Genomic DNA, 24,123 nt, shown 5'->3' with positions numbered 1-24,123 from the left:
CTATCCGCCCAAGGACGCGCCATCGCCATGCTGGAGATTCTCGGAAAGGCCTCTTCGATCAACGTGCGCAAGGTGCTCTGGACCTGCGCCGAACTGGACCTGCCCTACCGCCGCGAAGACTGGGGCAGCGGCTTCCGCGACACCCACGCGGCGGAATTCCTCGCCCTCAACCCGAACGCCATGGTGCCGGTGCTGCGGGACGGCGAACTGGTGCTCTGGGAATCCAACAGCATCATCCGCTACCTGGCCAACCGCTATGCCGGCGAACGCCTCTATCCGCAGCAGGCGGCGTCGCGCGCGCGGGTCGACCAGTGGCTGGACTGGCAGGCCTCCGACCTCAACCGCTCGTGGAGCTATGCCTTCATGAGCCTGGTCCGGCAGTCGCCGGCGCACCGCGACGCGGCCCAGGTGGAGGCTTCGTTGCGCGGCTGGACGGGCTTCATGGAAATCCTCGAGGGACAACTGCTACGCACCGGCGCCTATGTCGCCGGCGAGACCTTCAGCCTGGCCGACATCGCCATCGGCCTGTCGGTCAACCGCTGGTACGAGACGCCGTTCGAGCATCCGTCGCTGCCAGCGGTGCGCGCCTATTACGAGCGCCTCGGCGCCCGTCCCGGCTTCCTCGCCCACGGCCGCAACGGCGTACCCTGAGCGAGGCGCGCGATCACTGGCCGAGCGCCTTGTTCAGGCGCTGCGCCAGGGCGGTGGTGTTGGCGCCGGCGGTATCCAGCAGCAGGTAGTCGTAGTCGGACTTGGCCACCGGGGCGATGCGGTATTGCAGGACGCCCTCGACCACCTGCTGGCCGGCCGGCACGCTGAGGGTGCCGACGCAGGACAGCACGCCGCTGTCGGGATCCTTCTCGAGGATCGCCACGTCGCGCAGCGCGCTGTCCTTGAACTCCGGCGAGCGCTCGGTGATCGCGCCCTGGAGGAAGATCCGCATCAGTTGGTCTTTCACGTCCGGCGAGGCACAGGCCTCGGCCTCCTTCTTCGCGCAGGCGCTCAACAGCAGCGCGGCGCCCAATACAGCGAGCACGGGTAGCTTCATCATCCCCTCGGGGGTTGGTTGGTGATGCGCAGTTGGACTGCGCCGCCGGCGAATGATTCCCAGGCCCCGCGCGGCGCCTACCGCAGCCAACACTGGCCAGCCGGCGCGTCTGCCAGTAGTCTGTCCGCCGCGCTGGCGACGCCGGCCCCACGCCAACTGGAGCAAGACATGTACCGAGACACCGTGACCCTCACCGTCAGCGCCGAGCAACGCGGCCGCGAAAGCGAGGCCGTGGACAACCCGAACGTCGCCATCGGCCTGGAAAGCGTCGAGCCGGGCGTGCTCAAGCTGCACTTCGAAGGCCAGCTGGACGCCCCGGAGAACGCTACCCACATCTGCTTCAGCCTGACCATCGGCCTCACCTACTACGGCCCGATCCTCGACGGCGCGGCCAGCGAGAACGGTGGCTGGATGACCTTCGAAAGCGACATGCTCGACCCGGCGCAACTGGCCTGATCGACTCTCCTTCGCAGCCATCCACCATGGGGAAGGCTGCGAAGTGGCACTTTGACACCCATCCCCCGGCGGTCTATAGACAGTTGCAGAACAGACACGGAAGTGGTGGTTCAGCATGTCAACGTCTTCGACAGTTCGCCCCACGACGAGCCTTTCCGGGATATCCCAGGCCCGCTTCCAGGGGACCCTGACACACGCCTCCCCAGCCTTTCGCGGGACGACTTCTCCGCCTGCGCTCTCCCATCCCCCATGACAGCACCCGGCCTGCGTAACGGGTAGCGACCGGTCGAGTTCTGGCGCGCCGGAAAAGAATCTCCACGCGGGAATCGTCATGAAAATACTCGCCCTTCTCGCAGCCTGCCTGCTGGCAGGCTGCGCCGCCAACGCCCCGCTGCGCGATGACAGCGAATCGACCTGCGCCGACATGCGGCCTTGCAGCGACAGCTACTACGAACGCCATCCGAACTACGAGATCGGCTTCGTCGAATACAGCGAGCGCGGCAACGACTTCGCGCCTGCCAGAACGCAACGCCTGATCGACCAGCTAAAGCGCTACTCCGCCCGGGGGGACATCGCCATGGTGGTGTTCATTCACGGTTGGAAGCACAACGCGGGACGGGACGACGGCAACGTCGCCAGCTTCAACAAGGCACTCGCCAATCTCGCCTCCTCCGGGGTGCTGGGCAAACGCAGGCTGGTCGGCCTCTATGTTGGCTGGCGGGGCAAGTCGATGCATGGCCTGTATAGCGAGAACCTGACCTACTGGGACAGGAAGGCCGTCGCCGAGGAAGTCGGCCGGGGTGGCGTCGCCGAGTTGCTCGCCCAGTTGGAACGGATCGATCGCAAGGACAGGAACTATCTGGTGATCGTCGGCCACAGCTTCGGCGGCGCAATCACCCTCGGCGCACTTCACGACCCGTTGCTCGAACGCCTGCTGGCTCTCCAGGACGGTCAGCGGATACGCGCCTTCGGCGACGCGGTAATCATGCTGAATCCGGCGATAGAGGCCAATCAGGGCCTGTTGCTCAAGGAGAACAGCCTCAAGGTCGGCGCCCTGGGAGCCCGGCCGCCGCCGCTGCTGTACGTCATCAGTTCGCACGGCGACAGCGCCACCCACTTCGCCTTCCCGCTCGGCCAATGGGTCGGCGTCAACCTCACCTGGAGCCAGGTGGACCTGGACAGGACCTACAACGGAACCCGCTATCGCCTCCGGGAAGAAGACCTGGATACCACCGCCCTCGGCAACTACAGCCTGTATCGGACCGCCCTGCTGATCGACCGCGAGTGCCCGCTGCCGGATGGCAGCGACAACTGCGCGCCAAGACCGCCCGAACCACGGGTGATCGACGACACCGATATCGGCAAATGGCGCTTCAGGAGCTTGTGCAGCGCGGACGGCGGCAACGCCGATCCGGCGCTGCCGCGCATGCCCTGCTACAGCAACGAGCCGGTCAACTTCATCTACACCTCGCAGTCCTTCATCGCCGACCACAACGATATCTTCAACGACCAGGTGATCGCCTTCATGGCCACCGCCGTCAGCAAGGCCATCTACGAACGCACGGCTGGCGCCTCCTACTACCGGGAGTGCCACGACCCGGTGCGGAAGAACTTCTCGTTCGGCAAGTGCTTCGACTTCCACTACCTCAAAGCCACGGCCATGCACCGGCGGCTGCAACGGCAACTCTCGGAACCCGGCACCCGCAGCGAACAGGACGTCCTCTATGAAAACCCTCTCTAGCCTGCTCCTGATCGGCTTCGCCGTCGTTCTGCTCGCCCCGCGGATGGCGCCCGCCGCCAGCGCCGCCGAAGACAAGGCCACCTATTGCGGCTCCGGCTTCACCCAGTATCTGGTTCCGGACGACGTCGCGGGCTGCTCGCTCAGCGAGGCCTGCCGCCTGCACGATATCTGCTACGGCCGCTGCGACAAGGACGGCGACCTCTACGGCAGCGCCTACTGCGCGCAAAGCGAAAAGTCCGAAGCCCGCAACATGAGCAAGCAGCAGTGCGACGCCAGGCTGCAGGCCGACATCGCCGCACAGAACGGCAACAGCCGCCTGTGCCGCGCGGTGGGAGGCGTCTACCGGGTATTCGTGAAGCACCTGGGGCAAGGTCCGTTCAATGGCCGGGAGGCACTGGACATCTACCTGAAGGTCATGCAATCGGCGCCCAGCGCAGCCGACGCCGACGCCCGCCTCGAAGCCATCCATCAGCTACAGAAGCAGGGCCTGACCGACGCCAAGGAAATCCGTTACGACGCCGAGCGTATCGTCATCCCACTCAACAGGCCCGTGGAATCGCCGTTGACCAACGGCTCGGACACTCTCGTCCTGCCGCGCAACCTCGACCGGGAACGGCTGCGCCAGCTGGACCAGCGGCTCATCCGCCAATGAGCCTCAGAATAGTGCCATCTGCCGGTCGACCAAAGTGGCGAAATCATCGCCGACGAACGGCAGGATGGCGTCGGCCACCGGCTGCAACTGCTTGCCCACGTAGTGCTCGTAGTCGATGGCCGAACGCCGCGCCTCGAGCGGCTCGGGACCGGCGACGCTGATCACGTAGCTGATCCAGCCGCCGCTCTGGTACTGCCGCGGGCGCCCGCGCTCGAGGTTGTAGTCGTCGGCGATGCGCGCCGCGCGCACATGCGGCGGCACGTTGCGCTGGTAATCGTCGAGGCGCCGGCGCAGGCGCTTGCGGTAGACCAGCAGGTCGTCCAGCTCGCCGGCCAGGGTCCGTCGTACGTAATCGCGCACGTAGTCCTGGTAGGGCTGGCGATTGAAGATGCGCAGGTAGAGTTCCTGCTGGAAGCGCTGGGCCAGCGGCGACCAGTCGGTGCGCACGGTCTCCAGGCCCTTGAAGACCATCTCCTCGCCACCGTCGGCGCGGCGCACCAGGCCGGCGTAGCGTTTCTTGCTGCCCTCCTCGGCGCCGCGCACGGTGGGCATGAGAAAACGCCGGTAATGGGTCTCGAATTGCAGCTCGAGGGCGCTGTCGAGGCCGAATTCTTCTTTCAGGTGCTCGCGCCACCAGTCGTTGACCCGCGCCACCAGCGCCCGGCCGATGGCCGCGGCCTCCTCCTCGGCGCGGGGGCTGCCGAGCCAGACGAAGGTGGAGTCGGTATCGCCATAGATCACCGTATAGCCCTCGGCCTCGATCAGCTCGCGGGTACGGCGCATGATCCGATGCCCGCGCAGGGTGATGGACGAGGCCAGGCGCGGGTCGAAGAAGCGGCAGCCGCTGGAACCCAGCACCCCGTAGAAGGCGTTCATGATGATCTTCAACGCCTGCGAGAGCGGCTGGTTGCGTTCGCGCTTGGCCGCCTCGCGGCCCTCCCAGACCCGTGCGACGATGGCCGGCAGGCAATGCCGGGTACGCGAGAAGCGGGCGCCGCGAAAGCCTTCCACCGAGTGCTCGTCGTCCGGCTGGCGCAGGCCTTCCACCAGGCCGACCGGATCGATCAGGAAGGTACGGATGATCGACGGATACAGGCTCTTGTAGTCGAGCACCAGCACCGATTCGTAGAGGCCCGGCCGCGAGTCCATGACGAAGCCGCCGGGACTGGCTTCCGGACGCTTCTCGCCGAGGTTCGGGGCGACGAAGCCGGCGCGGTGCATCAACGGCATGTACAGGTGGGTGAAGGCCGCCACCGAGCCGCCGCTGCGGTCCGCCGGCAGGCCGGTGACGGTGGCCCGTTCGAGGAGGAAGTCGAGCAGTTCGGTACGGGCGAAGATCCGCGTCACCAATTCGCAGTCCTTCAGGTTGTAGTGCGCGAGGGCCGGCTTGTCCTCGGCGAACATGCGATCGATCTCGTCCATCCGCTGGTACGGATTGTCGATCGCCTTGCCTTCGCCGAGCAGGGTCCGGGCGACGTTCTCCAGGCTGAACGAGGGGAAGCTCCAGGTCGCCGAGCGCAGCGCCTCGATGCCATCGATGATCAGGCGGCCGGCCGCCGCGGCGAAAAAGTGGTTGTTGCGGCTGCCGTGCTCGCGCCAGCCCATTTCGTCGCCGCCACGCCCCAGGCGCAGCGGCACCTTCAGGCGCTGGGCATGCTCATGCAGGACGCGCAGGTCGAACTGCACCAGGTTCCAGCCGATGATGGCGTCGGGATCGTGCTCGGCCAGCCACTGGTTGAGGCGTTCAAGCAGCCCGGCACGGCTGTCGCAATAGTCGAGGCGGAAATCCACGGCCGCGGCATCGCCGTTGGCCGGGCCGAGCATGTATACCTGGCGCTGGCCGCAGCCTTCCAGGGCGATGGAGTAGAGATCGCCGCGGGCGTTGGTCTCGATGTCCAGCGACACCAGGCGCAGGCGCGGGCGATAGTCCGGAGCCGGCTTCAGGCGCCGGGCGAGCAGGCTGCCGTCAGCCTCGACACTCGCCTCCAGGCTGACCGGCGCGGTGATGAAGCGCTCCATCAGGTAGCGCTCCGGCGGCCGGATATCGGCCTCGAACACCTCGACGCCGGCCTGGCGCAAGCGTTTCTCCAGATTCATCAGTTGGCGATGCTGCTGGCAGTACAGGCCGAGCACCGGCCGCTGCTGGAAGTCGCGCAGCGCCAGCGGCCGCAGCTCGGCGCCAGTCTCCCCGGCGAGCAGGGACTCGACGCGCCCGCGCTGCTCGGCGAGGACGAACGCCACCGACGGCTGCGGCGGCAGCCGCACCTGCCGCGGGCCCTGCTCGGTCGCCAGCCAGAACGCGACTTCCGTGCCGGCCGGCGTATCGCGCCAGTGCCGGGTCAGGACGAACCCTTGCAGTAACTCCACCATCGACCCCGAATCTCTCGCATCCGCCGATTCTACCCGGCCTGCCTTGGGAACGCTGGCATCTTCGGTCAGCCGGCAGCAGCCAGGCGCTTGTAGAAATAGGTGGTGGGACAGGGCGTGCCGTCCGGCATCAGGGCGTAGTCCGGAATTTCCCCGACCCGTGTCCAGCCGGTCTTCAGGTACAGCCGTTCGGCGGCGCTGCCGCTGACCGTGTCCAGCACCAGCAGGGACTTGCCGCAGGCCCGGGCGAGCCGGTCCAGCTCGCCCATCAGCGCCTCGCCGATGCCGCGCCGACGCGCACGCCGGTGCACCAGCATCTTCGCCACGTCGGCGCGGTGCGGCTGGTTCGGCGGTTGGTCGAGGAGCAGTTGCACGGTACCGACGATCCGCCCCTCCGCTTCCGCCACCAGCAGCAGGCGTTCGTCGCCCGCCACGCTCTCGCCGACGCCGCGCCAGAAGGCCAGCGCCCGCTCCCGCGGCAACGGCCACATGAAGCTGACCGAAGCCCCGCCTTCCACGCAGTCCAGCAGTACCTCGGCCAGTTCGTCCAGGCGCGCCAGGATCTCCTCGCCAGCCAGGCGGCGAATCGTCGGTTCGGTCATCGCGGGCAAGCTCCAATGCAAGGTCGAATTTCCAATATATTGGACAGTGACTATCATGGACGAGAAAAATCCGCCAGGGCCACTCATGGATATCGACGAACTGATTGCCCGACGCCTAGCCGCCCTGCGCAAGGAGCGCGAGCTGACCCTCGCCCAACTGGCCGAACGCTGCGCGGTGAGCAAGGCGATGATCTCGCGCATCGAGCGCAACCAAAGCAGCCCCACCGCCAGCGTCCTCGGCCGTCTCGCCAGCGGCCTGGGGGTCGCCCTCTCCGAGCTGCTCGGCGACACGCAGGCGCCGGCAGAACCGCTCTGCCGGCGCGCGCAGCAGGAAGTGTGGGAAGACCCGGCCAGCGGCTACCGCCGCCGCCAGGTCGGCGCTCGCGATCCGCGCAGCGGCTGCGAAATGGTGGAAGTGGAGATCCCGGCGAACGCCCGCCTCGACTATCCCCGCTGGGGCGGCCGGCCCTACCGGCAGCGCCTGTGGCTGGTCGAGGGTGCGCTGCGGGTGGATTACGGCGAGCAGTCGTTCCACCTGCAACGCGGCGACCGCCTGGACTTCGGCGTCGACCGCGCGGTGACCTTCGCCACCGCCGGGCAAGCCTGCCGCTACCTGCTGGTGATCCTCCACGACTAGTCGTGCGGCTTTTTCCGCCGGCGCTCCGGCGACCAGTCGAGGGCGCCGACCCGGTGCAGGTAGAACAGTCCGACCAGCAGCAGGGAGACGAACAGTGTCGCCTCGACGAAACCCGCCCAGCCATTCTCCCGCAGCGACACCGCCCAGAGGTAGAGGAACGGCATCTCGATGCCGAAGATCACGAACAGCATGGCGACCAACGCGTACTTGACCGAGAAGCGCAAGCGCGACGAGCCGGTGGAATCCACCCCCGACTCGAACGGCAGGTTCTTCGCCCGGCCATGCGATCGGCCGCCCAGCACCCGGCCCAACCCCAGCATGAGCAGGCAAAGGGCGAGCGCGCCGAAGAGGTAGGCGAGCAAGGCCCAGGTCGCGGGAGCGAAGGATGCGTACATGATGGTCGCCCCTCAGCCCTGACGGGTCGCCAGCTTGAGAATGACGATGCCGGCCACGATCAGCCCCACCGCCAGCAGCCGCAACGGGCTCGGGCTTTCGCCGAAGAGCAGGATGCCCAGGGCGAAGGCGCCGACCGCACCGATGCCGACCCAGATGGTGTAGGCCGTGCCGAGGGGCAGGGTTTTCATGGAAACGGCCAGCAGGCCGAAGCTGAGGATCATGAACAGCAGGGTGACCAGGCTTGGCCACAGGCGGGTGAAGCCGGCCGACTCCTTCATGGCCGTGGCCCAGACGATTTCGAAGACACCGGCGAGCAAGAGATAGATCCACGCCATTTTCAGCCTCTCTGCAGGGTCGTCCCCGCGCAATGAAAGAGGGAAAACGGGTCGTCCCGCTTCCGGCTGAAAGTGCGTGCCGCCCGGGCGGGCGTCAGTCACCGACGGCAGCGATCCTAGCGCGTTGCCGATGCCGGGTGAACGCCTGCGCCGACGGAGTTGTTTCGCCGCGTTTCCGCGCCGTGCCCGCCGGGACGCTCGGCAGGATTGATCTAGACTTTCGCAGGATCGTGCAAGGCGTCCGTTTCGTCCTTCGCGCACACTTCGCCCGATGCATCCCTGCCTGATAAGAGATAACGCCCTGCCCGGGCCTTTCCGTGGAGAATCAGCATGCCCACCTCGCTCGTCCTGAACGGCAAGAACGTCACCCTCGACGTCGATCCCAACATGCCCCTGCTCTGGGCCATCCGGGAAAGCGCCGGCCTGCACGGCACCAAGTTCGGCTGCGGCATGGCCCAGTGCGGTGCCTGCACCGTGCAGCTGGACGGCACCGCGGTACGTTCCTGCGTGCTGCCGGTCTCCGCGGTCGCCGGCAAGCGCGTCACCACCATCGAGGGTATCCAGAGCAAGCCCGGCAAGGCCGTGCAGGACGCCTGGGTCAAGCTCCAGGTACCGCAGTGCGGCTACTGCCAGTCCGGCCAGATCATGTCCGCCACCGCGCTGCTGGAGCAGAACGCCAGCCCCAGCGACGCCGACATCGATGCCGCGATGAACGGCAACATCTGCCGCTGCGCCGCCTATGTGCGGATCCGCGCCGCCATCCACGAAGCCGCCGACACCCTGAAGGCCTGACGCCATGAACAGCAAGATCGATCTGAGCAACGCCCTGCCCGGCTCGCGCCGCGGCTTCCTCAAAGGCGCCGCGGTGGTCGGCCTGACCATCGGCTTCCAGTGGAGCGGAGCCCGGCGTGCCCTCGCCGCGGCCCTGCCGGACGCCGGCTTCGCGCCCAACGCCTTCCTGCGGATCGCTCCGGACGACAGTGTCACGGTGATCGCCAAGCACGTGGAGATGGGCCAGGGTGCCTATACCGGTATCGCCACCATCGTCGCCGAGGAACTCGACGCGGACTGGAGCAAGGTCCGCGTGGAAAGCGCGCCCGCCGACGCCAAGCGCTACGCCAACCTGGCCTTCGGCACCATGCAGGGCACCGGCGGCAGTTCGGCGATGGCCAACTCCTGGATGCAATTGCGCGAGGCCGGGGCCAAGGCGCGCGCGATGCTGGTCGAGGCCGCCGCCCGCCAGTGGCGAGTGCCGGCCACCGAACTGCGCACCCGCGACGGCTTCGTCGAACATCCGGCCAGCCAGCGCAAGGCCAGCTACGGTTCGCTGGCCGCTGCGGCGGCGGAACTGCCGGTGCCGGAAAAAGTGCAATTGAAGGATCCCAAGGACTTCCGCCTGATCGGTCACCAGGCGCCGCGCGTCGACGTTCCCGGCAAGACCGACGGCAGTGCGCAATTCACCCTCGACGTCAGCCTGCCCGGCATGCTGGTCGCCCTGCTCCAGCGCCCGCCGCTGTTCGGCGCCACGGTGAAATCGTTCGACGCCACGGCGACCAGGGCGATTCCGGGGGTGGTCGAGGTGGTCCAGGTGCCGCACGGCGTGGCGGTGGTCGCCAAGGGCTTCTGGGCGGCGAAGCAAGGCCGCGACGCGCTCAAGGTCGAGTGGGACGAGAGCAAGGCCGAGAAGCGTGGTTCCGAGGCGCTGATGGCGGAGTACCGCAAGCTCGCCGAGCAACCCGGCAAGCCCGCGCGCAGGGACGGCGACGCCGCCAAGGCGGTGGCCGGGGCGACCCGCAGGATCGCCGCCAGCTACGAGTTCCCGTTCCTCGCCCATGCGCCGATGGAGCCGCTGGACGCGGTGGTCAGGCTGACCGCCGACAGCTGCGAGATCTGGGCCGGCGACCAGTTCCAGACCGTCGACCAGGGCAACGCGGCGCGCACCGCCGGGCTGAAGCCGGAGCAGGTGAAGATCAATACGCTCTACGCCGGCGGCAGCTTCGGCCGGCGCGCCAACGCCTGGTCGGACTATATCGTCGAGGCGGTATCGATCGCCAAGGCGCTGGGCGCCAACGGCGTGCCGGTGAAGCTGCAATGGACCCGCGAGGACGACATCCACGGCGGTTTCTACCGGCCGATGTACTACCACCGGCTCGAAGCCGGGCTCGACGCCGACGGCAAGCTGGTCGGCTGGCAACATCGCATCGTCGGCCAGTCGATCCTGGAAGGCACGCCGTTCGCCGCGGTGATGGTCAAGGACGGCGTCGACGCCACCTCGGTGGAAGGCGCCGCCAACCTGCCCTATGCGGTGCCCAATGTCTCGGTCGAGCTGAGCACCACCCAGGTCGGCGTGCCGGTCCTGTGGTGGCGGGTGGTCGGCAGCTCGCACACGGTCTACGCGGTGGAGGCGTTCATCGACGAGGCGGCGCAGGCCGCCGGCAAGGACCCCTACCTGTTCCGCCGCGACCTGCTGGCAGAGCAGCCGCGCCTGCGCGGCGTGCTCGAACTGGCTGCGGAAAAGGCCGGCTGGGACCCGTCCAGGCCGCTGCCCGCCGGGCGCGGGCGCGGGATCGCGGTGACCGAGGCATTCAAGACCTTCGTCGCCCAGGTGGTCGAGGTCTCGGTGGACAAGGACGGCAAGCTGAAGGTCGAGCGGGTGGTCTGTGCGGTGGACTGTGGCATCCCGATCAACCCGGACGTGATCGCCGCGCAGATGGAGGGCGGCATCGGCTTCGGCCTCGGCGCGATCCTGCACAGCGCGATCACCCTGAAGGACGGCAAGGTCGAGCAGAACAACTTCGACGGCTACCAGGTGCTGCGGATCGCCGAGATGCCCAAGGTCGAAGTGCACATCGTGCCCTCCGGCGAAGCGCCCACCGGGGTCGGCGAACCCGGTGTGGCGCCCATCGGCCCGGCGCTGGCCAATGCGATCTTCGCCGCCACCGGGCAACGCCTGTACAACCTGCCCTTCCCCACCTCCTTCGCCAAGGCCTGAGCGAGACGCCCGCCGGCAGCTCCACGGCTGCCGGCGCGGCGCGGGCGGCCCTCCGAGGATCGCCGCCGACCATACGGGTCCCCCCGGTGTCGCGCCGATTTGCCTCCGCCCGGCGTCGGGCGCAGACTTCAGCGTCCATTCGCCCGCGTAGCCAAGCATGACCGAGCCTCTCCCTTCTTCGTCCCTGGGCCCCGCCCTGCGTCGCTGGCGCCTGCTGCACCGGGTCAAGCAAACGCATGCCGCCGAATTGCTCGGCGTGGCGCAATCGACCATCTCGCGCTGGGAGTCCGGTACCCAGGCGCTGCTGGTGGAGGAACGGGCACGCCTGGAGCGTCTGCTCGGCGCCCGCCTGGAAGCCGCCGCCGACCAGGCACTGGCCCGCCTGGTCGAGGCCAACCCGCAACCCGTGCACCTGATCTGCGACCTCACCCATCGCCTGTTGGCCTGTTCGCCGGCACGCGCCGCGCAATTCGGCGTGCCTCTCGGCGAACTGCTCGACCGTTCGCTGTGGCCCTATTGCAGCGAGGAAATCCTCCGCCAGGAAGCCACCCTCGAGGAACTCGGCTGGCGCGAACTGCTGGCACCGCCGGCGCTGGAGTTCGCCAGCGGAGCGAACGCCTCGGCCATCGTGCCGATCCGGCGCAGCCGTTGCCGCTGGACCCGCATGACCCTCTCGGACGGACGCGCGGTGCGCCTGGTGGAAACCCTCTGACGTCGCCACGGATATTTTATCCATGGACCTTCAGCACCGCCGCGCCTAGGCTTGCAGGCTCGTTTCACCGGTAGCGGAGCCCGCGCCATGTCCCTCGAACTGCTGAGCAACCGCCTCGAATTCCTCCGCGAAGCCGAACGCCTGAAAGACGTCCTGCGCTCCGCGCACACCTCCTCCGGCCGCCCGGAAAGCACCGCCGAACATAGCTGGCGGCTGTGCCTGATGGCACTGGCCTTCGAGGACCAACTGGCCGGCCTGGACCTCGGCAAGGTCCTGCGCATGTGCGTGGTCCACGACCTCGGCGAAGCGATCCACGGCGACATCCCCGCCGTCGAGCAGGCCGCGCACCCGGACAAAGGCGAACAGGAACGCGCCGACCTGTTGCAGCTGACCCGTCACCTCGACGCGCCGCTGCGCGACCGCCTGCTCGCCCTGTGGGACGAATACGAGCGCGGCGAGTCCGCCGAAGCCCTGGCAGTGAAGGCCCTGGACAAGCTGGAAACCCTGCTCCAGCACACCCAGGGCGACAATCCGGCGGACTTCGACTATGCCTTCAACCTCGACTACGGCCGTCGCTATACCGACCGCGCACCGCTGTTCAAGACCCTGCGCGAGCTACTCGACGCCAGGACCCGACAGTGCCTCGCAGCTCGGCGCGACGCCTAGCGTGCGCCCGCCCGGGCAGCGTTACCAGCGCCACCGCCTACGTAGCTCGCCATGGCTACAGGGAAGCGGCTGGCACGTTTCCACCGACCGGGGCCTGTCCTGCACGCCTCAGTAAAGGCGCGCCTTGATCAGCGGCCGCAGCAGGTAGTTGAGCACGCTGCGCTTGCCGCTGAGGATGTCCACCTCGGCGACCATCCCCGGAATGATCGGCAATACCTCCTCGCCGCGCTTCAACTGGCTGCCATCGGTCTTGATCAGCACCTGGTAGTAGGACTCCTTGCCATGCGGGGTGTCCTCCTCGATGGTGTCGGCACTGATCTGCTCCAGGGTGCCCTTGAGGTCGCCGTAGATGGTGTAGTCGTAGGCGGTGATCTTCACCTTGGCCGGCATGCCGGGAACCAGGAAGGCCACGTCGCGCGGCTTGATCTTCGCCTCCACCAGCAGACGCTCCTCTACCGGGATCACTTCCATGATCGGCTCGCCGGGCTGGATCACCCCGCCGCGGGTGTTGATCAGCACGGTGTTCACCCGCCCGCGCACTGGCGACAGGATCTCGGTGCGGCGCAACTGGTCCTGGCGCTGCTGGACGATCGGTTCCAGGGCGCTGAGATCGGCCTTGCGCTGGGCGCGCTCGGTATAGGCATCCTGGAAATAGGTGCTTTTCAGCTCGGTCAGCTTGCCGCTGAGGGTGGCGATGTCCTGGCTCAGCTTGAGCGCCTCCATCTGGCTCACCGCACGCTTGGCCACCAGCGGGCGAACCAGGTCGAGCTGGCTCTGCGCCAGGTGAATCTGCCGCTGGATCGCCTGGGTGCCCTCCACCAGTTTGTCGCGGCGCGACTTGAACAGCTCGCGTTCGGAACGCGCCAGCGGCCCCTCGGGATCGACGTCCGGCGGGAACTCGATGCTCTTCTTGCCTAGCACCTCGGCGTCGAGCCGGGCAATGGCCGCGCGCAGCACGCTGGCCTGGTTCGCCGACTCCTGGAAGTTGGTGAGGAAGCGCGTCTCGTCGAGGCGCACCAGCGGCTGGCCGACTTCCACCAGGTCGCCCTCCTTCACCAGCAGGCGGTCGAGGATGCCGCCCTCCAGGCTCTGGATCTTCTGGATGCGGCTGAACGGCACGACCCGACCGTCGCCGCGGGTCACCTCGTCCAGTTGCGCCCAGGCCGCCCAGCCGATGAACAGCAGCACGCAACCGAGCAGGGTCCAGAGCAGCGGCCGGTAGACCGGGTGGGTAGCCGCCAGCAACGGGTCGGCCAGTTGCCGGCGCAGGGCGGCGGCGTCGCGGTCAGAGTCCATGGTTGCCTCCTTCGGCGGCCTGCGGTGCCTGTACCTGGTTGCCCTGCACCACCTGCTCCAGCGGGCCGTCCATGATCACCCTGCCCTGGCGCAGGACCACCGCACGCTCGACCAGGGCGAGCATGCTTTTCTTGTGGGTGGTGATGACCAGGGTGCGCTTGCCCAACCATTGCTGCAGGTAGTCGATGACCTGTTTCTCGCTGCCCTGGTCGAAGGCCGCGGTCGGCTCGTCGAGCAGCAGGATCGGAGGGTCCTGTAGCAGCACCCGGGCCAGCCCGACGGCCTGGCGCTGGCCGCCGGACAGGCTGGCGTTGCCCTGGATCGGCATGTCCAGCCCCAGCGGGTGGCCGCGGACGAAGGCGCCCAGGCCGACCCCGTCGAGGGTCTCCAGCAGTTCCTCGTCGCCCAGCGCGGCGTTCTCCAGGTTGAGGTTGTCGCGCAGGCTGCCATGGAACAGCGCCACGTCCTGCGGCAGGTAGCCGATACCGCGCTGGCGGTCGGCCGGGTCGATCTGGGTCAGGCTGACGTCGTCCAGCAGCAGGCGTCCCGCCTGCGCGTCGAGCAGGCCGCTGAGCAGGCGCAGCAGGGTCGACTTGCCGGCGCCGTTGCCGCCGAGCAGCGCCACCCGCTCGCCGGCGCGGATGTTCAGGGCCTGCACGTCGACCACCGGCGGGCTGTCGCCGTGGGCCAGGCGCACGCCCTCCAGGCGGTAATGTCCCTGCAGGCGCTCCTTGTGCACGAAGCGCTTGCCCTGGGGTCGCTCCTGCTCGGCGCTCATCAGTTGGTCGAGGCCTTCCATCGCCACCTTGGTGTGCTGCCAGCGACCGAGGATGCCGGCCGCCTGCGACAGCGGTGCGATGGCCCGCGAGGCGAGGATCGAGCAGGCCACCAGGCCGCCGACGGTCATCGCGCCCTCGCTGATCCGATAGACGCCGAAGACCACCACGCCGACGTAGCAGAGCTGCTGGACGATGCTCGCCGAGTAGCTCAGGGTCGAGGCCAGGGTATGGGTCTTCATCGCCGTACCGGCCAGTTCGCCGGTCAGGGTTTCCCACTGGTGCAGGCAGCGGCCTTCGGCGCGGGTCGCCTTGACCGTCTCCAGGTGCTCGAAGGCTTCCAGCAGCACGCCGTTCTTCATCGCCCCTTCGCGCAGGTTCTGCCGCGACAGGTGGCCGAGCAGGCGCTGGGTCAGCAGCCCCGGCAGGATCATCAGCACGCAGGCCACCAGCGGCACCCAGACCACATGGCCGCCGATCACGGCGATGATCAGCAGGAAGATCGCCACGAACGGCAGGTCGCTGATCAGCGCCGCGCTGGACGAGGTAAAGAACTCGCGCACCGACTCGAACTCCCGCACCTGGGTACTGAAGGCGCCCATCGACGCCGGCTTGGCGGCGACCCGGGTGCTCAGCACGCGGGAGAACAGCAGGGTCGAGAGTTGCAGGTCGAGGCGCTTGCCGAGCACGTTGAGCAGGTGGCCGCGCATGATCCGCAGGACACCGTCGAGGACGATCGCCAGGGCCACGCCGCTGGCGAGGATCCACAGGGTGTCGAAGGCCGCGTTGGGCACCACGCGGTCGTAGACCTGCATGGCGAACAGTGCCGAGGCGACCGCCAGGACGTTGGCCACCAACGCTGCGGCGGCGACCTCGGCGTAGGAACGCCAGAGCCGCTTGAGCGGGCCGAAGAACCAGTGTTCGGGCAAGGCGCTGGCGTAGTCGCCGACCCGCCCGTCCGGGCGGTAGCGGCACTTGGCGAAGATCGCCGTGCCGCTGTACAGCGCTTCCAGCTCGGCCAGCGGCATCCTCTGGCTTCCGCCGTCGCTCTGCGGTACCAGCACCTCGGCATGCTCGCCGTCGTTGCCCACCAGCACCAGGGCGCGGCCGTCGTCGAGCAGCAGCAGGGCCGGCAGCAGGTAGCGATCGATCCGGCGCAACGGCTGGCGGGTGACCTGGGCGGTGATGTCGGCGCGGCGCAACGCGCGGGCCACCAGGTGCAACGGCAGGCGACCGTGCTCCAGCGGCATGCCGTCCACCAGTTCGGCGTCGCCGAGCGGTCGGCCAAGCTGCCGGCAGAGCAGCAACAAGCCCTGGCGCAACGGGTCGACGATGGGGTCGTGGTTGAGGATCACGACGTTATCCGGGGTTTTCTCAGCTTCCATGATTCAGCCGGTTCTCCAATAGCGGACCCAACAGGCCGACTTGCGCGGCCGCCCGATACTCGATGCGCTTGCGTTCGATCCGCAGGTTGATCAGTTGCCGCTCTGCCTCGAACCGCTCGCGCTGCACGTTGAGCAGGTCGATCACGTCGCGCCGGCCAACCTCGAACTGTTCGCGATACAACTCGCCGACCTGCTCCGACTCGGTCACCTGCTGGGTCAGCGACTGTTCCCGCCAGCGCAGCGTGTCGCCGTTGTCGAAGAGGTTCTGCAATTGCCGGCGGATGTCGCGCTGCATCGCGTCGGCGCTCCATTTCGCCGACTCCAGGCGCTGCTGCGCGGCGGTCGGCCGGCGGAAGTTGGAAAGCCCCTGGAAGGTGTCCATGCGGAAGCGCAGGGATACCACCGAGTCGCTTTCCGGATGCCCGCCGATCTCCCGGCGCAGCGCGCTGGCCTCCAGGTTCAGTTGCGGCAGCAGCGACGCCTTGGCCTCGCGGACCTCGGCCTCGGCGACATTGGCGTCCTCCAGGGCCTTGCGCTGCAAAGGCGATTCGCGGATCACCCGCGCCATATCGCTGGCCGCCAGGTAGCGTTGCAGCGACATCGGCTCGGGCTCCACCAGGTCGGCGGGCTCCTGGCCGACCAGGATCGCGTACTGGTTGCGCGCGTCCTGCAGGTTGCCCTTCTCCAGCGACAACTGCTCCTGGGCCCGCGACAGTTCCAGATTGGCGCGATCCAGCTCGCTGCGGTCGGCGTAGCCGTCGCCGCCGCGCGCCTGGGTCATCTCGCGGATGCCGTCGAGGCGCTGGATGTGTTCGCGCACCGCCTCCACCCGGCGCTCCGAGGCAAGCACGTCGAGGTAGGTCTCGACGATATCCAGCGCCGCATCGTCGCGCGCCACCAGCACCGCCTCGGACAGCTTGCGCTGGGTCGCGCTGGCGCTGTCGACCTTGCTCGTCACCCGACCCCAGTCGTACAGCATCTGCGACGCGGTGAGATCGTAGACGATCTCGCCGAAGTCGAACTCCTGCGGCCCCCCGGACATCGTCACGGAGGGGTAGTACCCCCCTTTGGCCATCTCCACCTCGGTGCCTGCACGGTCCGCTTCGGCCATCGCGGATCGTACTTCCGGGTGGATCGCCAGCCCTGCCCTGACCGCCTGGTCGAGGGGCATGGCCGACGCGAACATCGGCAGACCCAGGGAAAGGAGCCAGATGGCTCCCTTCCCATGCCGCCGTCCCTTGCGCGCGTACTGCCTGCGCCCGCGCATCAGACCACGACCTGTACCGTGTTGTCCTCGATCAGCAGGGTGGTACTGCCGAAGGTGTAGACGTCGTAGGTAATGCCGTTGATCAGTTGCGTGGTACCGGTATTCACCGCGCCCACCACGTTCAGGGTGTCGTTGTTCTCGCCGGTGATCTGCAACGTGTTGTTGGCATCGGTGATGGCATCCACCTCCGCCGCGGTCAGGGTCAGCACGCTACCCGAATCGCCCTTGCCGAGGTCGATGCGCTCGAGGTTGCTGAGCGTGCCGACGCCGACGGCGTTGTAGTCGAGGTCGATGCCGTTGGCCAGGACCAGGGTGTCGAACCCGGCGCCGCCATCGATGCTGACGAAATCGGTCGCGGTGATCTGGATGGTGTCGTTGCCGTTGCCGGCCACCACGTGATCGCCGGTGCCCACGTTGAAGATCAGGTCGCTGCCGTCGCCGCCGTTGATGTGCTCCGAACTGCCGTTGGCGCCGGACAGCACGTCGTCGCCGGAAGTACCGTTGACATCGATCTGGCCGATATTGAGCGACAGTCCGTTGGGGGTCAGGGTGATCCCGTAGGCGGCGCTGTCGTTGCCATTGGAGTCGGTGGACACCAGGTTGAACGAGATCTGCGAGCCGAGGTTGAGGATGTCGGTGATGTTCAGCCCCAACTGGGTGAGGATGGTCGGGCTCAGCAGGTTCAGCGAGAAGTTTCCGGACGAATCCGCCTGGATCGGCAGCAATTCGACGTTCAACGCCGGGGTGATGACCCGGATCACCACGCTGGAGTCAGGCTCGGTGGTTCCGCTGAAACCGAAACGCGGGTTCAGCGGGTTGAGGCTGACGTCGAGGCCGAAGTTGCCGATGGTCACCGGTTGCTCGATGCTGGTGCCGACGCCGATGCTCGCCGTGTTGCTCGGGTTGCCGGCCGGGTCGCGTCCGACCACCGACACCTGGGCATTGAGCAACTGGTCCCAACTGAAGTCGATGTCCAGGTCGGTGAGCAGGTTCAGCGACGCCAGCCCGCTGTTGTCGGCGGTCACCGTGGCGGTGGCGGTCACCCCGCCGACGTCGACGGTCACCGTCAACTCGGTCCCTGGCTCCGCCGAGATGGTCAGGATGTTGCCGACCAGGGACAGCACCGGGGTCGCCGGCGGAATGGTGTCGATGGTGAACGGCACCGGGGTCGACGCGGTGCCGCCGTTGATGTCGGCGGTGACGGTCGAGGCGCCCTCCGGGAACGGGCCCATGCCGCCGGGAGGCGTCAGGGTCAGGGTCAGGTTGCCGGCGGCGATGTCGCCGGCGGTGAGGGTATGGCTGACCTCGGCCTCGTAGCCGTTCTGCCCGGCGAACTTGACCGTGACCACCTGGCCGACCTGCATGGTCGGACGGACCGTCACATCGACCTGGATGCCGTCGCCGATCTCCGCGGCGTTGATCCAGGTATCGGCGGCTTCCGGCACGCTGATGGTCGGCGGCGCCAGGTCCGGCGCGTTGATGGTGGCCGGCCCGCTGACGTTGCCGGCGGCGTCCACGGCAACCCCGGCGATCAGTTCGCCGGTGATCAGCGGCGGCGCGAACGGCAGGCTGAAGTTGCCGGCGCCGTCGACGGTGACCGTGATCGGGTTGGCGGTGTCGCCGTTGACCACGATACGCACCTGACTGTTCGGCTCGGCGGTGCCGGTCAGCAGCGCGCCGTCGGCGCTGATGCTCAGCAGCGGAGCGGACGGCGCCACCGAGTCCACCGTGGTGCTGGCCGGACCGCTGGCGTTGCCCGCGGCGTCTTCGGCGACGGCGTTGATCACCGTACCGTTGGCCAGCGGCGTGCCGGGGGTGAAGGTCCAGTTGCCACTGCCGTCGGCGGTGGTCTCGCCGATCGGGTTGCCGTTGCCGTCGGTGAGGATCACTTTGGCGCCGACCTCGGCGGTGCCGGTGATCACGCTGCCGTTGCTGGCATTGATCACCGGCGTGGCCGGCGCCACCGTATCCACCGTGGTGCTGGCCGGACCGCTGGTATTGCCGGCCGGGTCCTGGGCCACGGCGTTGACCACCGTGCCGTTGGCCAGCGGCGTGCCCGGTGTGAAGGTCCAGTTGCCGCTACCGTCGGCGAGGGTCTGGCCGATCGGGTTGCCATTGCCATCGGTGAGGATCACCCGGACGCCGGGTTCGGCGGTGCCGCTGAGTTCGACACCATTGCTCGGGTCGATCACCGGGGTGGCCGGGGCCACCGCGTCCACCGTGGTGCTGACCGGACCGCTGGTGTTGCCGGCGGCGTCCTGGGCCACCGCATTGATCACCGTGCCGTTGGTCAGCGGTGTGCCCGGAGTGAAGCTCCAGTTGCCGCTGCCATCGGCGGTGGCCTGCCCTATCGGGTTGCCGCCGCCGTCGGTGAGGATCACCGTGGCCCCGGCTTCGGCGGTACCGCTGATCACCGTACCGTTGCTCGGATCGAGCACCGGGGTGGCCGGGGCTACCGAGTCCACCGTGGTGCTGGCCGGGCCGCTGGTGTTGCCGGCGGCGTCCTGGGCCAGCGCATTGATCACCGAGCCGTTGGCCAGCGGCGTGCCGGGCGTGAAGCTCCAGTTGCCGCTGCCGTCGGCGGTGACCTGCCCGATCGGGTTGCCGTTGCCGTCGGTGAGGATCACCGTGGCCCCGGCTTCCGCCGTACCGCTGATGACGACTCCGTTGCTCGGATCGATCACCGGCGCCGGCGGGGCGATGGCATCGACGGTGACGCTGGCCGGACCGCTGGTATTGCCGGCCGGGTCCTGGGCCACGGCGTTGATCACGGTGCCGTTGGCCAGCGGGGTGCTCGGGGTGAACGTCCAGTTGCCGCTGCCGTCGGCGGTGGCCTGGCCGATCGGGTTGCCGCCGCCATCGGTGAGGATCACCGTCGCGCCAGCTTCCGCGGTACCGCTTATCTCGGTGCCGTTGCTCGGATCGATCACCGGCGCCGCCGGGGCCACGCCATCCACAGTGATCACCGCCGGCGCACTGTCGACATTGCTTGGGCTGCGCGCCACCACGTTGACCACCGTGCCATCCGGCAGCGGGATGCCTGGAGTGAAGGACCAGTTGCCGCTGCCGTCGGCGGTGACCTGGCCAATCGGGTTGCCGTTGCCATCGGTGATGATGATGGTGTTGCCGGCGTCCGCGGTGCCGCTGATCACCGAACCGTTGCTCGGATCCACCTGCGGGATCGACGGCAGCGAGGAATCCACCGTCGTGGTAGCGGGAGCGCTGGTATTGCCGGCGGCGTCGCTCGCGGTCACGTTGACCACGGTGCCGTTGGGTAGTTGCGAGCCGGGCGTGAAGCTCCAGTTGCCGCTGCCATCGGCGGTGGTCTGGCCGATCGGGTTGCCGTTGCCGTCGGTCAAGGTCACGGTGCTGCCCGGCTCGGCGGTACCGTTGAGCAGGTTGCCGTTGCTCGGATTGACCACAGGCGTGTTCGGCGCCACCGCGTCCACGGTAGTGCTGCCCTGCGGGCCGGTATTGCCCGCAGGGTCCTGGGCCACGGCGTTGACCACCGTGCCGTTGGCCAGCGGCGTGGCGGGCGTGAAGGTCCAGTTGCCGCTGCCGTCGGCGGTGGTTTCGCCGATCGGGTTGCCGTTGCCGTCGGTGAGGATCACCTTGGCCCCGGCCTCCGCGGTGCCGCTGATGGTCGTGCCGTTGCTCGGATCGATCACCGGCGCCGGCGGCGCCACCGCGTCCACCGTGGTGGCGGCCTGCGGGCCGGTATTGCCGGTCGGGTCGGTGGCCGTGGCGACGATCACCGTGCCGTTGGCCAGCGGCGTGCCCGGCGTGAAGCTCCAGTTGCCGCTGCCGTCGGCGGTGACCTGCCCTATCGGGTTGCCGCCGGCATCGGTGAGGGTCACGGTGGCACCGGCCTCGGCGGTGCCGCTGATGACGACGCCGTTGCTCGGGTTGATCACCGGCGCCGGCGGCGCGCTGGAATCGACGGTCACCGTCGCCGGCGGGCTGCTGTTACCGGCGGCGTCCTGGGCCACCACGTTGACCACAGTACCGTTGGCGATCGGCGTGGACGGGGTGTAGGTCCAGTTGCCGCTGCCGTCGGCGGTGACCTCGGCGATCGGATTGCCGTTGCCGTCGGTGAGAATCACCGTGCTGCCCGGCTCGGCGGTGCCGCTGAGGCTGCTGCCATTGCTCAGGTTGACGGTCGGCGTGGCCGGCGCGATGGCGTCCACGGTGGTGCTGCCCTGGCCGCCGGTATTGCCGGCCGGGTCGGTAGCGGTGGCGTTGACCACGGTTCCATCCGCCAGCGGCGTGGACGGGGTGAAGCTCCAGTTGCCGCTGCCGTCGGCAGTGACCTGCCCGATGGGATTGCCGCTGCCATCGGTCAGGGTCACCGTGGCGCCCGGTTCGGCGGTGCCGCTGATCTCCGCGCCGTTGCTCGGATTGACCACCGGCGCGGCCGGCGCCACCGAGTCCACGGTGGTGCTGGCCGGAGCGCTGGTATTGCCGGTCGGGTCGCTGGCCGTGGCGTTGACCACGGTGCCGTTGGCCAGCGGCGTGCCCGGTGTGAAGCTCCAGTTGCCGCTGCCGTCGGCGGTGACCTGGCCAATCGGGTTGCCGTTGCCGTCGGTCAGGGTCACGGTAGCGCCCGGCTCGGCGGTGCCGCTGAGCGTAGTGCCGTTGCTCGGGTTGACCACCGGAGCCGCCGGGGCCTGCGAGTCCACGGTGACGCTGGCGCCCGGGCTGCTATTGCCGGCGGCGTCCTGGGCCACCACGTTGACCACGGTGCCGTTGGCGATCGGCGTGGACGGGGTGTAGGTCCAGTTGCCGCTGCCGTCGGCGGTGACCTGCCCTATCGGGTTACCGTTGCCGTCGGTCAGGGTCACGCTACTGCCCGGCTCGGCGGTGCCGCTGAGGGTCGTACCGTTGCTCGGATCGACGGTGGGCGTGGCCGGCGCGACGGCATCCACGGTAACGCTGGCCGGCGGACTGCTGTTGCCGGCGGCATCCCTGGCCACCACGTTGACCACGGTACCGTCCGGCAACGGGGTGGACGGCGTGAAAGACCAGTTGCCGTTGGCATCGGCGGTGGTCTGGCCGATCGGATTGCCATTGCCGTCGGTCAGGGTCACGCTGCTGCCCGGTTCGGCAGTCCCGCTGAGTTCGCTGCCGTTGCTCGGCTCGACCACCGGCGCGCTCGGCGCCACGCCGTCGACGGTGATGGAGGTCGCCGGGCTGCTGTTGCCGGCGGCGTCCCTGGCCACCACATTGACCACGGTGCCATCCGGCAGTTGGCTACCGGGGGTGAAGCTCCAGTTGCCGTTGGCATCGGCGCTGGTCTGGCCGATCGGATTGCCGTTGCCGTCGGTGATCACGATGGTCACACCCGCTTCCGCCGTACCACTGAGGACGCTGCCGTTGCTGGCATTGACCTGGGGCGCGTCGGGGAAGTCGGGGGCTTCGGCGGTGACCGGGGTGCTGCTGTTGCCGGCCGGGTCGGTAACGATCACCGTCACCGTCTCGCCATTGGTCAGCGGCGGGTTCAGCGGGACCTCGAAGTTGCCGTCGGGACCGACCACCACGGTGGTGTCCGGCTGGCCGTCGCCATCGGTGTCGACACCGACGGTGGCGCCCGGCTCTGCGTTGCCGGTGACGCTGCTGCCGTCCGGCGCCACCTGCACGTCGGTGGCCGGCGCCGGGGCGGTGGTGTCCGGTGCCTCGACGGTCACCGGGGTGCTGTTGTTGCCGGCCGGGTCGGTAACGATCACCGTCACCGTCTCGCCATTGGTCAGCGGCGGGTTCAGCGGAACCTCGAAGCTGCCGCCGGGGCCGACCACCACGGTGGTGTCCGGCTGGCCGTCGCCATCGGTATCGACGCCCACCGTCGAGCCGGGTTCGGCCTTGCCGGTGACGCTGCTGCCGTCCGGCGCCACCTGCACGTCGGTAGCCGGCGCCGGGGCGGTAGTGTCCGGAGCGGTGACCTGGGCCGGCGGGCTGGCGTTGCCAGCCGGGTCGGTGACCACCACGGTGACCGTCTGGCCATTGGTCAGCGGCGGGTTCAGCGGAGCGGTGAAATTGCCGTTGGCATCGGCGATCACGGTGAGGTCCGGCTTGCCGTCGCCATTGGTATCGATGCCGACGCTCGCGCCGGCCTCGGCCTGGCCGCTGATGCTGCTGCCGTCAGGCGCTATCTTCAGGCCGCTGGCCGCCTTCGGCGGAGTGGTGTCCGGGGGCACCGAAGAACCGCCGCCGCCACCGCCGCCGCTGCTGTTGGAAATCGCCACCCCGGCGCCGATGGCCGCCGCACCGACCAGCAGCGCAGTCCCTGCGCTCATGCCACCGAGCACACCGGCGCCGGTCAGCGACTCGAAACCGGCCAGGCTTTCCTGCGGGATGTAGCCGGCCATCAGCGGCCCGTCGGCAGCGACCGGCGGCAGATCTACCGCCACCAGCTTGTCCTTGTCGGCCAGGAACAGTTGGCTGGAAGGCTGGCCTTCCGCATAGAAGTTGGCGATGCGGACGCTTTCCCCGGTCTTCAGCTGGACGATCAGGTCCGAACCGCTCTTCGAGTATCCCGCCACCGACTCCGGTGCGACATCGAGCGCGACATTACTGCTCTGGGAGAGTTTGAGTATCCCGTTTTCCGGAACCTCGACGGCAGCCGCAGAAGAAATACTCTGATCGATAGGGGTAACTTTCGCCTGGATCGACATTTCCGACATTCCTCTTGTCAAGCAGCGACCGAACGGCCGCACCATGTAATCCAGAAATAGCAGCTTTTAAATAAAAGGCGAGTCTGACTTTATATATAACGACTAAGAAAACCCCCATGAAAAATTC

General features: G+C 68.2%; 18 protein-coding genes. 9 read left to right on the top strand and 9 right to left on the bottom strand.

Annotated elements, in window-relative coordinates; all coding sequences use genetic code 11:
* Positions 1 to 27: 27 nt before the first annotated feature.
* Positions 28 to 651, top strand: coding sequence for a glutathione S-transferase family protein (locus JHD77_RS12565; RefSeq protein ID WP_014603031.1), 624 nt, complete (start codon positions 28 to 30; stop codon positions 649 to 651).
* Positions 652 to 664: 13 nt separating this feature from the next.
* Here the strand turns inward: JHD77_RS12565 and JHD77_RS32855 are convergent, their stop codons facing one another.
* The gene (locus JHD77_RS32855; protein ID WP_003115740.1) at positions 665 to 1,051 is read right to left on the bottom strand and encodes a hypothetical protein; all 387 of its coding nucleotides are present in this window, start codon (positions 1,049 to 1,051) and stop codon (positions 665 to 667) included.
* 165 nt (positions 1,052 to 1,216) lie between these two features.
* Between JHD77_RS32855 and JHD77_RS32850 the strand changes: the two genes are divergently transcribed.
* The 3 genes from JHD77_RS32850 (at position 1,217) to JHD77_RS12550 (ending at position 3,897) form a co-directional block, all read left to right on the top strand.
* Entirely contained in the window at positions 1,217 to 1,504 is a 288-nt protein-coding gene (locus tag JHD77_RS32850; protein WP_003088136.1) for a hypothetical protein, read from the top strand.
* A gap of 331 nt (positions 1,505 to 1,835) precedes the next feature.
* Positions 1,836 to 3,245 (top strand): alpha/beta fold hydrolase, encoded by a 1,410-nt coding sequence (locus JHD77_RS12555; protein ID WP_023116468.1) that lies wholly within the window; start codon positions 1,836 to 1,838, stop codon positions 3,243 to 3,245.
* Positions 3,229 to 3,897: a hypothetical protein gene (locus JHD77_RS12550; protein ID WP_003102715.1), complete on the top strand. Its 669-nt coding sequence runs from the start codon at positions 3,229 to 3,231 to the stop codon at positions 3,895 to 3,897. Before JHD77_RS12555 ends, JHD77_RS12550 begins: the two co-directional genes overlap by 17 nt.
* A gap of 3 nt (positions 3,898 to 3,900) precedes the next feature.
* Here the strand turns inward: JHD77_RS12550 and JHD77_RS12545 are convergent, their stop codons facing one another.
* The gene (locus JHD77_RS12545) at positions 3,901 to 6,264 is read right to left on the bottom strand and encodes a DNA polymerase II (protein WP_003122806.1); all 2,364 of its coding nucleotides are present in this window, start codon (positions 6,262 to 6,264) and stop codon (positions 3,901 to 3,903) included.
* Between the two features lie 68 nt (positions 6,265 to 6,332).
* Positions 6,333 to 6,866, bottom strand: a complete 534-nt coding sequence (locus tag JHD77_RS12540) for a GNAT family N-acetyltransferase (RefSeq protein ID WP_003102722.1) — start codon at positions 6,864 to 6,866, stop codon at positions 6,333 to 6,335.
* Between the two features lie 85 nt (positions 6,867 to 6,951).
* On the opposite strand from JHD77_RS12540, the gene JHD77_RS12535 reads away from it, so the two are divergent.
* Positions 6,952 to 7,503: a helix-turn-helix domain-containing protein gene (locus JHD77_RS12535; RefSeq protein WP_003132721.1), complete on the top strand. Its 552-nt coding sequence runs from the start codon at positions 6,952 to 6,954 to the stop codon at positions 7,501 to 7,503.
* Here the strand turns inward: JHD77_RS12535 and ndhC are convergent.
* Positions 7,500 to 7,898: an NADH-quinone oxidoreductase subunit A gene (ndhC, locus tag JHD77_RS12530; protein ID WP_003088123.1), complete on the bottom strand. Its 399-nt coding sequence runs from the start codon at positions 7,896 to 7,898 to the stop codon at positions 7,500 to 7,502. The genes JHD77_RS12535 and ndhC overlap by 4 nt on opposite strands.
* A 12-nt stretch (positions 7,899 to 7,910) precedes the next feature.
* Complete coding sequence (locus JHD77_RS12525) at positions 7,911 to 8,234, bottom strand: DMT family transporter (protein WP_003102734.1); 324 nt, start codon at positions 8,232 to 8,234, stop codon at positions 7,911 to 7,913.
* A 330-nt stretch (positions 8,235 to 8,564) separates the two neighbouring features.
* Between JHD77_RS12525 and JHD77_RS12520 the strand changes: the two genes are divergently transcribed.
* From JHD77_RS12520 to JHD77_RS12505, 4 genes are all read left to right on the top strand, one after another.
* A complete protein-coding gene (locus JHD77_RS12520) occupies positions 8,565 to 9,026 on the top strand; it encodes a (2Fe-2S)-binding protein (protein ID WP_003102736.1) in 462 nt (153 codons plus the stop codon).
* 4 nt (positions 9,027 to 9,030) lie between these two features.
* Positions 9,031 to 11,226 (top strand): xanthine dehydrogenase family protein molybdopterin-binding subunit, encoded by a 2,196-nt coding sequence (locus JHD77_RS12515; RefSeq protein WP_003122807.1) that lies wholly within the window; start codon positions 9,031 to 9,033, stop codon positions 11,224 to 11,226.
* A 157-nt stretch (positions 11,227 to 11,383) separates the two neighbouring features.
* A complete protein-coding gene (locus tag JHD77_RS12510) occupies positions 11,384 to 11,938 on the top strand; it encodes a helix-turn-helix domain-containing protein (RefSeq protein WP_003088112.1) in 555 nt (184 codons plus the stop codon).
* Between the two features lie 87 nt (positions 11,939 to 12,025).
* Positions 12,026 to 12,604 (top strand): HD domain-containing protein, encoded by a 579-nt coding sequence (locus JHD77_RS12505; protein WP_003160088.1) that lies wholly within the window; start codon positions 12,026 to 12,028, stop codon positions 12,602 to 12,604.
* A 108-nt stretch (positions 12,605 to 12,712) separates the two neighbouring features.
* On the opposite strand, the gene JHD77_RS12500 is transcribed toward JHD77_RS12505, so the two are convergent.
* Genes JHD77_RS12500 through JHD77_RS12485 form a run of 4 tightly spaced genes read right to left on the bottom strand, consistent with a single transcriptional unit; the run spans position 12,713 to position 23,996 of the window.
* Complete coding sequence (locus JHD77_RS12500; RefSeq protein WP_003102741.1) at positions 12,713 to 13,900, bottom strand: HlyD family efflux transporter periplasmic adaptor subunit; 1,188 nt, start codon at positions 13,898 to 13,900, stop codon at positions 12,713 to 12,715.
* The gene (locus tag JHD77_RS12495) at positions 13,890 to 16,061 is read right to left on the bottom strand and encodes a type I secretion system permease/ATPase (protein WP_009876279.1); all 2,172 of its coding nucleotides are present in this window, start codon (positions 16,059 to 16,061) and stop codon (positions 13,890 to 13,892) included. The genes JHD77_RS12500 and JHD77_RS12495 overlap by 11 nt, the downstream gene beginning before the upstream one ends.
* Positions 16,051 to 17,328 carry a TolC family protein gene (locus JHD77_RS12490; RefSeq protein WP_003102743.1) on the bottom strand — a complete coding sequence of 426 codons (1,278 nt, stop codon included), beginning with the start codon at positions 17,326 to 17,328 and terminating at the stop codon, positions 16,051 to 16,053. Before JHD77_RS12490 ends, JHD77_RS12495 begins: the two co-directional genes overlap by 11 nt.
* Positions 17,328 to 23,996, bottom strand: coding sequence for an Ig-like domain-containing protein (locus JHD77_RS12485; protein WP_034022194.1), 6,669 nt, complete (start codon positions 23,994 to 23,996; stop codon positions 17,328 to 17,330). The genes JHD77_RS12490 and JHD77_RS12485 overlap by 1 nt, the downstream gene beginning before the upstream one ends.
* Between the last annotated feature and the right edge of the window lie 127 nt (positions 23,997 to 24,123).

The sequence above is a fragment of the Pseudomonas sp. P20 genome, assembly GCF_016463925.1.
In the GTDB taxonomy this organism is placed as follows: Bacteria; Pseudomonadota; Gammaproteobacteria; order Pseudomonadales; family Pseudomonadaceae; genus Pseudomonas; species Pseudomonas aeruginosa.
The sequence above is the reverse complement of the archived record's forward strand: the minus strand, read 5'-3'. Positions and strand labels throughout refer to the sequence as shown.

What these genes read in the sequence shown, in the direction of transcription:
- JHD77_RS12490 (WP_003102743.1), bottom strand. Translation starts at nt 17,328, where the DNA reads ATGCGCGGGCGCAGGCAGTACGCGCGCAAGGGACGGCGGCATGGGAAG.
- ndhC (WP_003088123.1), bottom strand. Translation starts at nt 7,898, where the DNA reads ATGTACGCATCCTTCGCTCCCGCGACCTGGGCCTTGCTCGCCTACCTC.
- JHD77_RS12505 (WP_003160088.1), top strand. Translation starts at nt 12,026, where the DNA reads ATGTCCCTCGAACTGCTGAGCAACCGCCTCGAATTCCTCCGCGAAGCC.
- JHD77_RS32855 (WP_003115740.1), bottom strand. Translation starts at nt 1,051, where the DNA reads ATGATGAAGCTACCCGTGCTCGCTGTATTGGGCGCCGCGCTGCTGTTG.
- JHD77_RS12485 (WP_034022194.1), bottom strand. Translation starts at nt 23,996, where the DNA reads ATGTCGATCCAGGCGAAAGTTACCCCTATCGATCAGAGTATTTCTTCT.
- JHD77_RS12515 (WP_003122807.1), top strand. Translation starts at nt 9,031, where the DNA reads ATGAACAGCAAGATCGATCTGAGCAACGCCCTGCCCGGCTCGCGCCGC.
- JHD77_RS12540 (WP_003102722.1), bottom strand. Translation starts at nt 6,866, where the DNA reads ATGACCGAACCGACGATTCGCCGCCTGGCTGGCGAGGAGATCCTGGCG.
- JHD77_RS32850 (WP_003088136.1), top strand. Translation starts at nt 1,217, where the DNA reads ATGTACCGAGACACCGTGACCCTCACCGTCAGCGCCGAGCAACGCGGC.
- JHD77_RS12495 (WP_009876279.1), bottom strand. Translation starts at nt 16,061, where the DNA reads ATGGAAGCTGAGAAAACCCCGGATAACGTCGTGATCCTCAACCACGAC.
- JHD77_RS12535 (WP_003132721.1), top strand. Translation starts at nt 6,952, where the DNA reads ATGGATATCGACGAACTGATTGCCCGACGCCTAGCCGCCCTGCGCAAG.
- JHD77_RS12510 (WP_003088112.1), top strand. Translation starts at nt 11,384, where the DNA reads ATGACCGAGCCTCTCCCTTCTTCGTCCCTGGGCCCCGCCCTGCGTCGC.
- JHD77_RS12520 (WP_003102736.1), top strand. Translation starts at nt 8,565, where the DNA reads ATGCCCACCTCGCTCGTCCTGAACGGCAAGAACGTCACCCTCGACGTC.
- JHD77_RS12555 (WP_023116468.1), top strand. Translation starts at nt 1,836, where the DNA reads ATGAAAATACTCGCCCTTCTCGCAGCCTGCCTGCTGGCAGGCTGCGCC.
- JHD77_RS12565 (WP_014603031.1), top strand. Translation starts at nt 28, where the DNA reads ATGCTGGAGATTCTCGGAAAGGCCTCTTCGATCAACGTGCGCAAGGTG.
- JHD77_RS12500 (WP_003102741.1), bottom strand. Translation starts at nt 13,900, where the DNA reads ATGGACTCTGACCGCGACGCCGCCGCCCTGCGCCGGCAACTGGCCGAC.
- JHD77_RS12525 (WP_003102734.1), bottom strand. Translation starts at nt 8,234, where the DNA reads ATGGCGTGGATCTATCTCTTGCTCGCCGGTGTCTTCGAAATCGTCTGG.
- JHD77_RS12550 (WP_003102715.1), top strand. Translation starts at nt 3,229, where the DNA reads ATGAAAACCCTCTCTAGCCTGCTCCTGATCGGCTTCGCCGTCGTTCTG.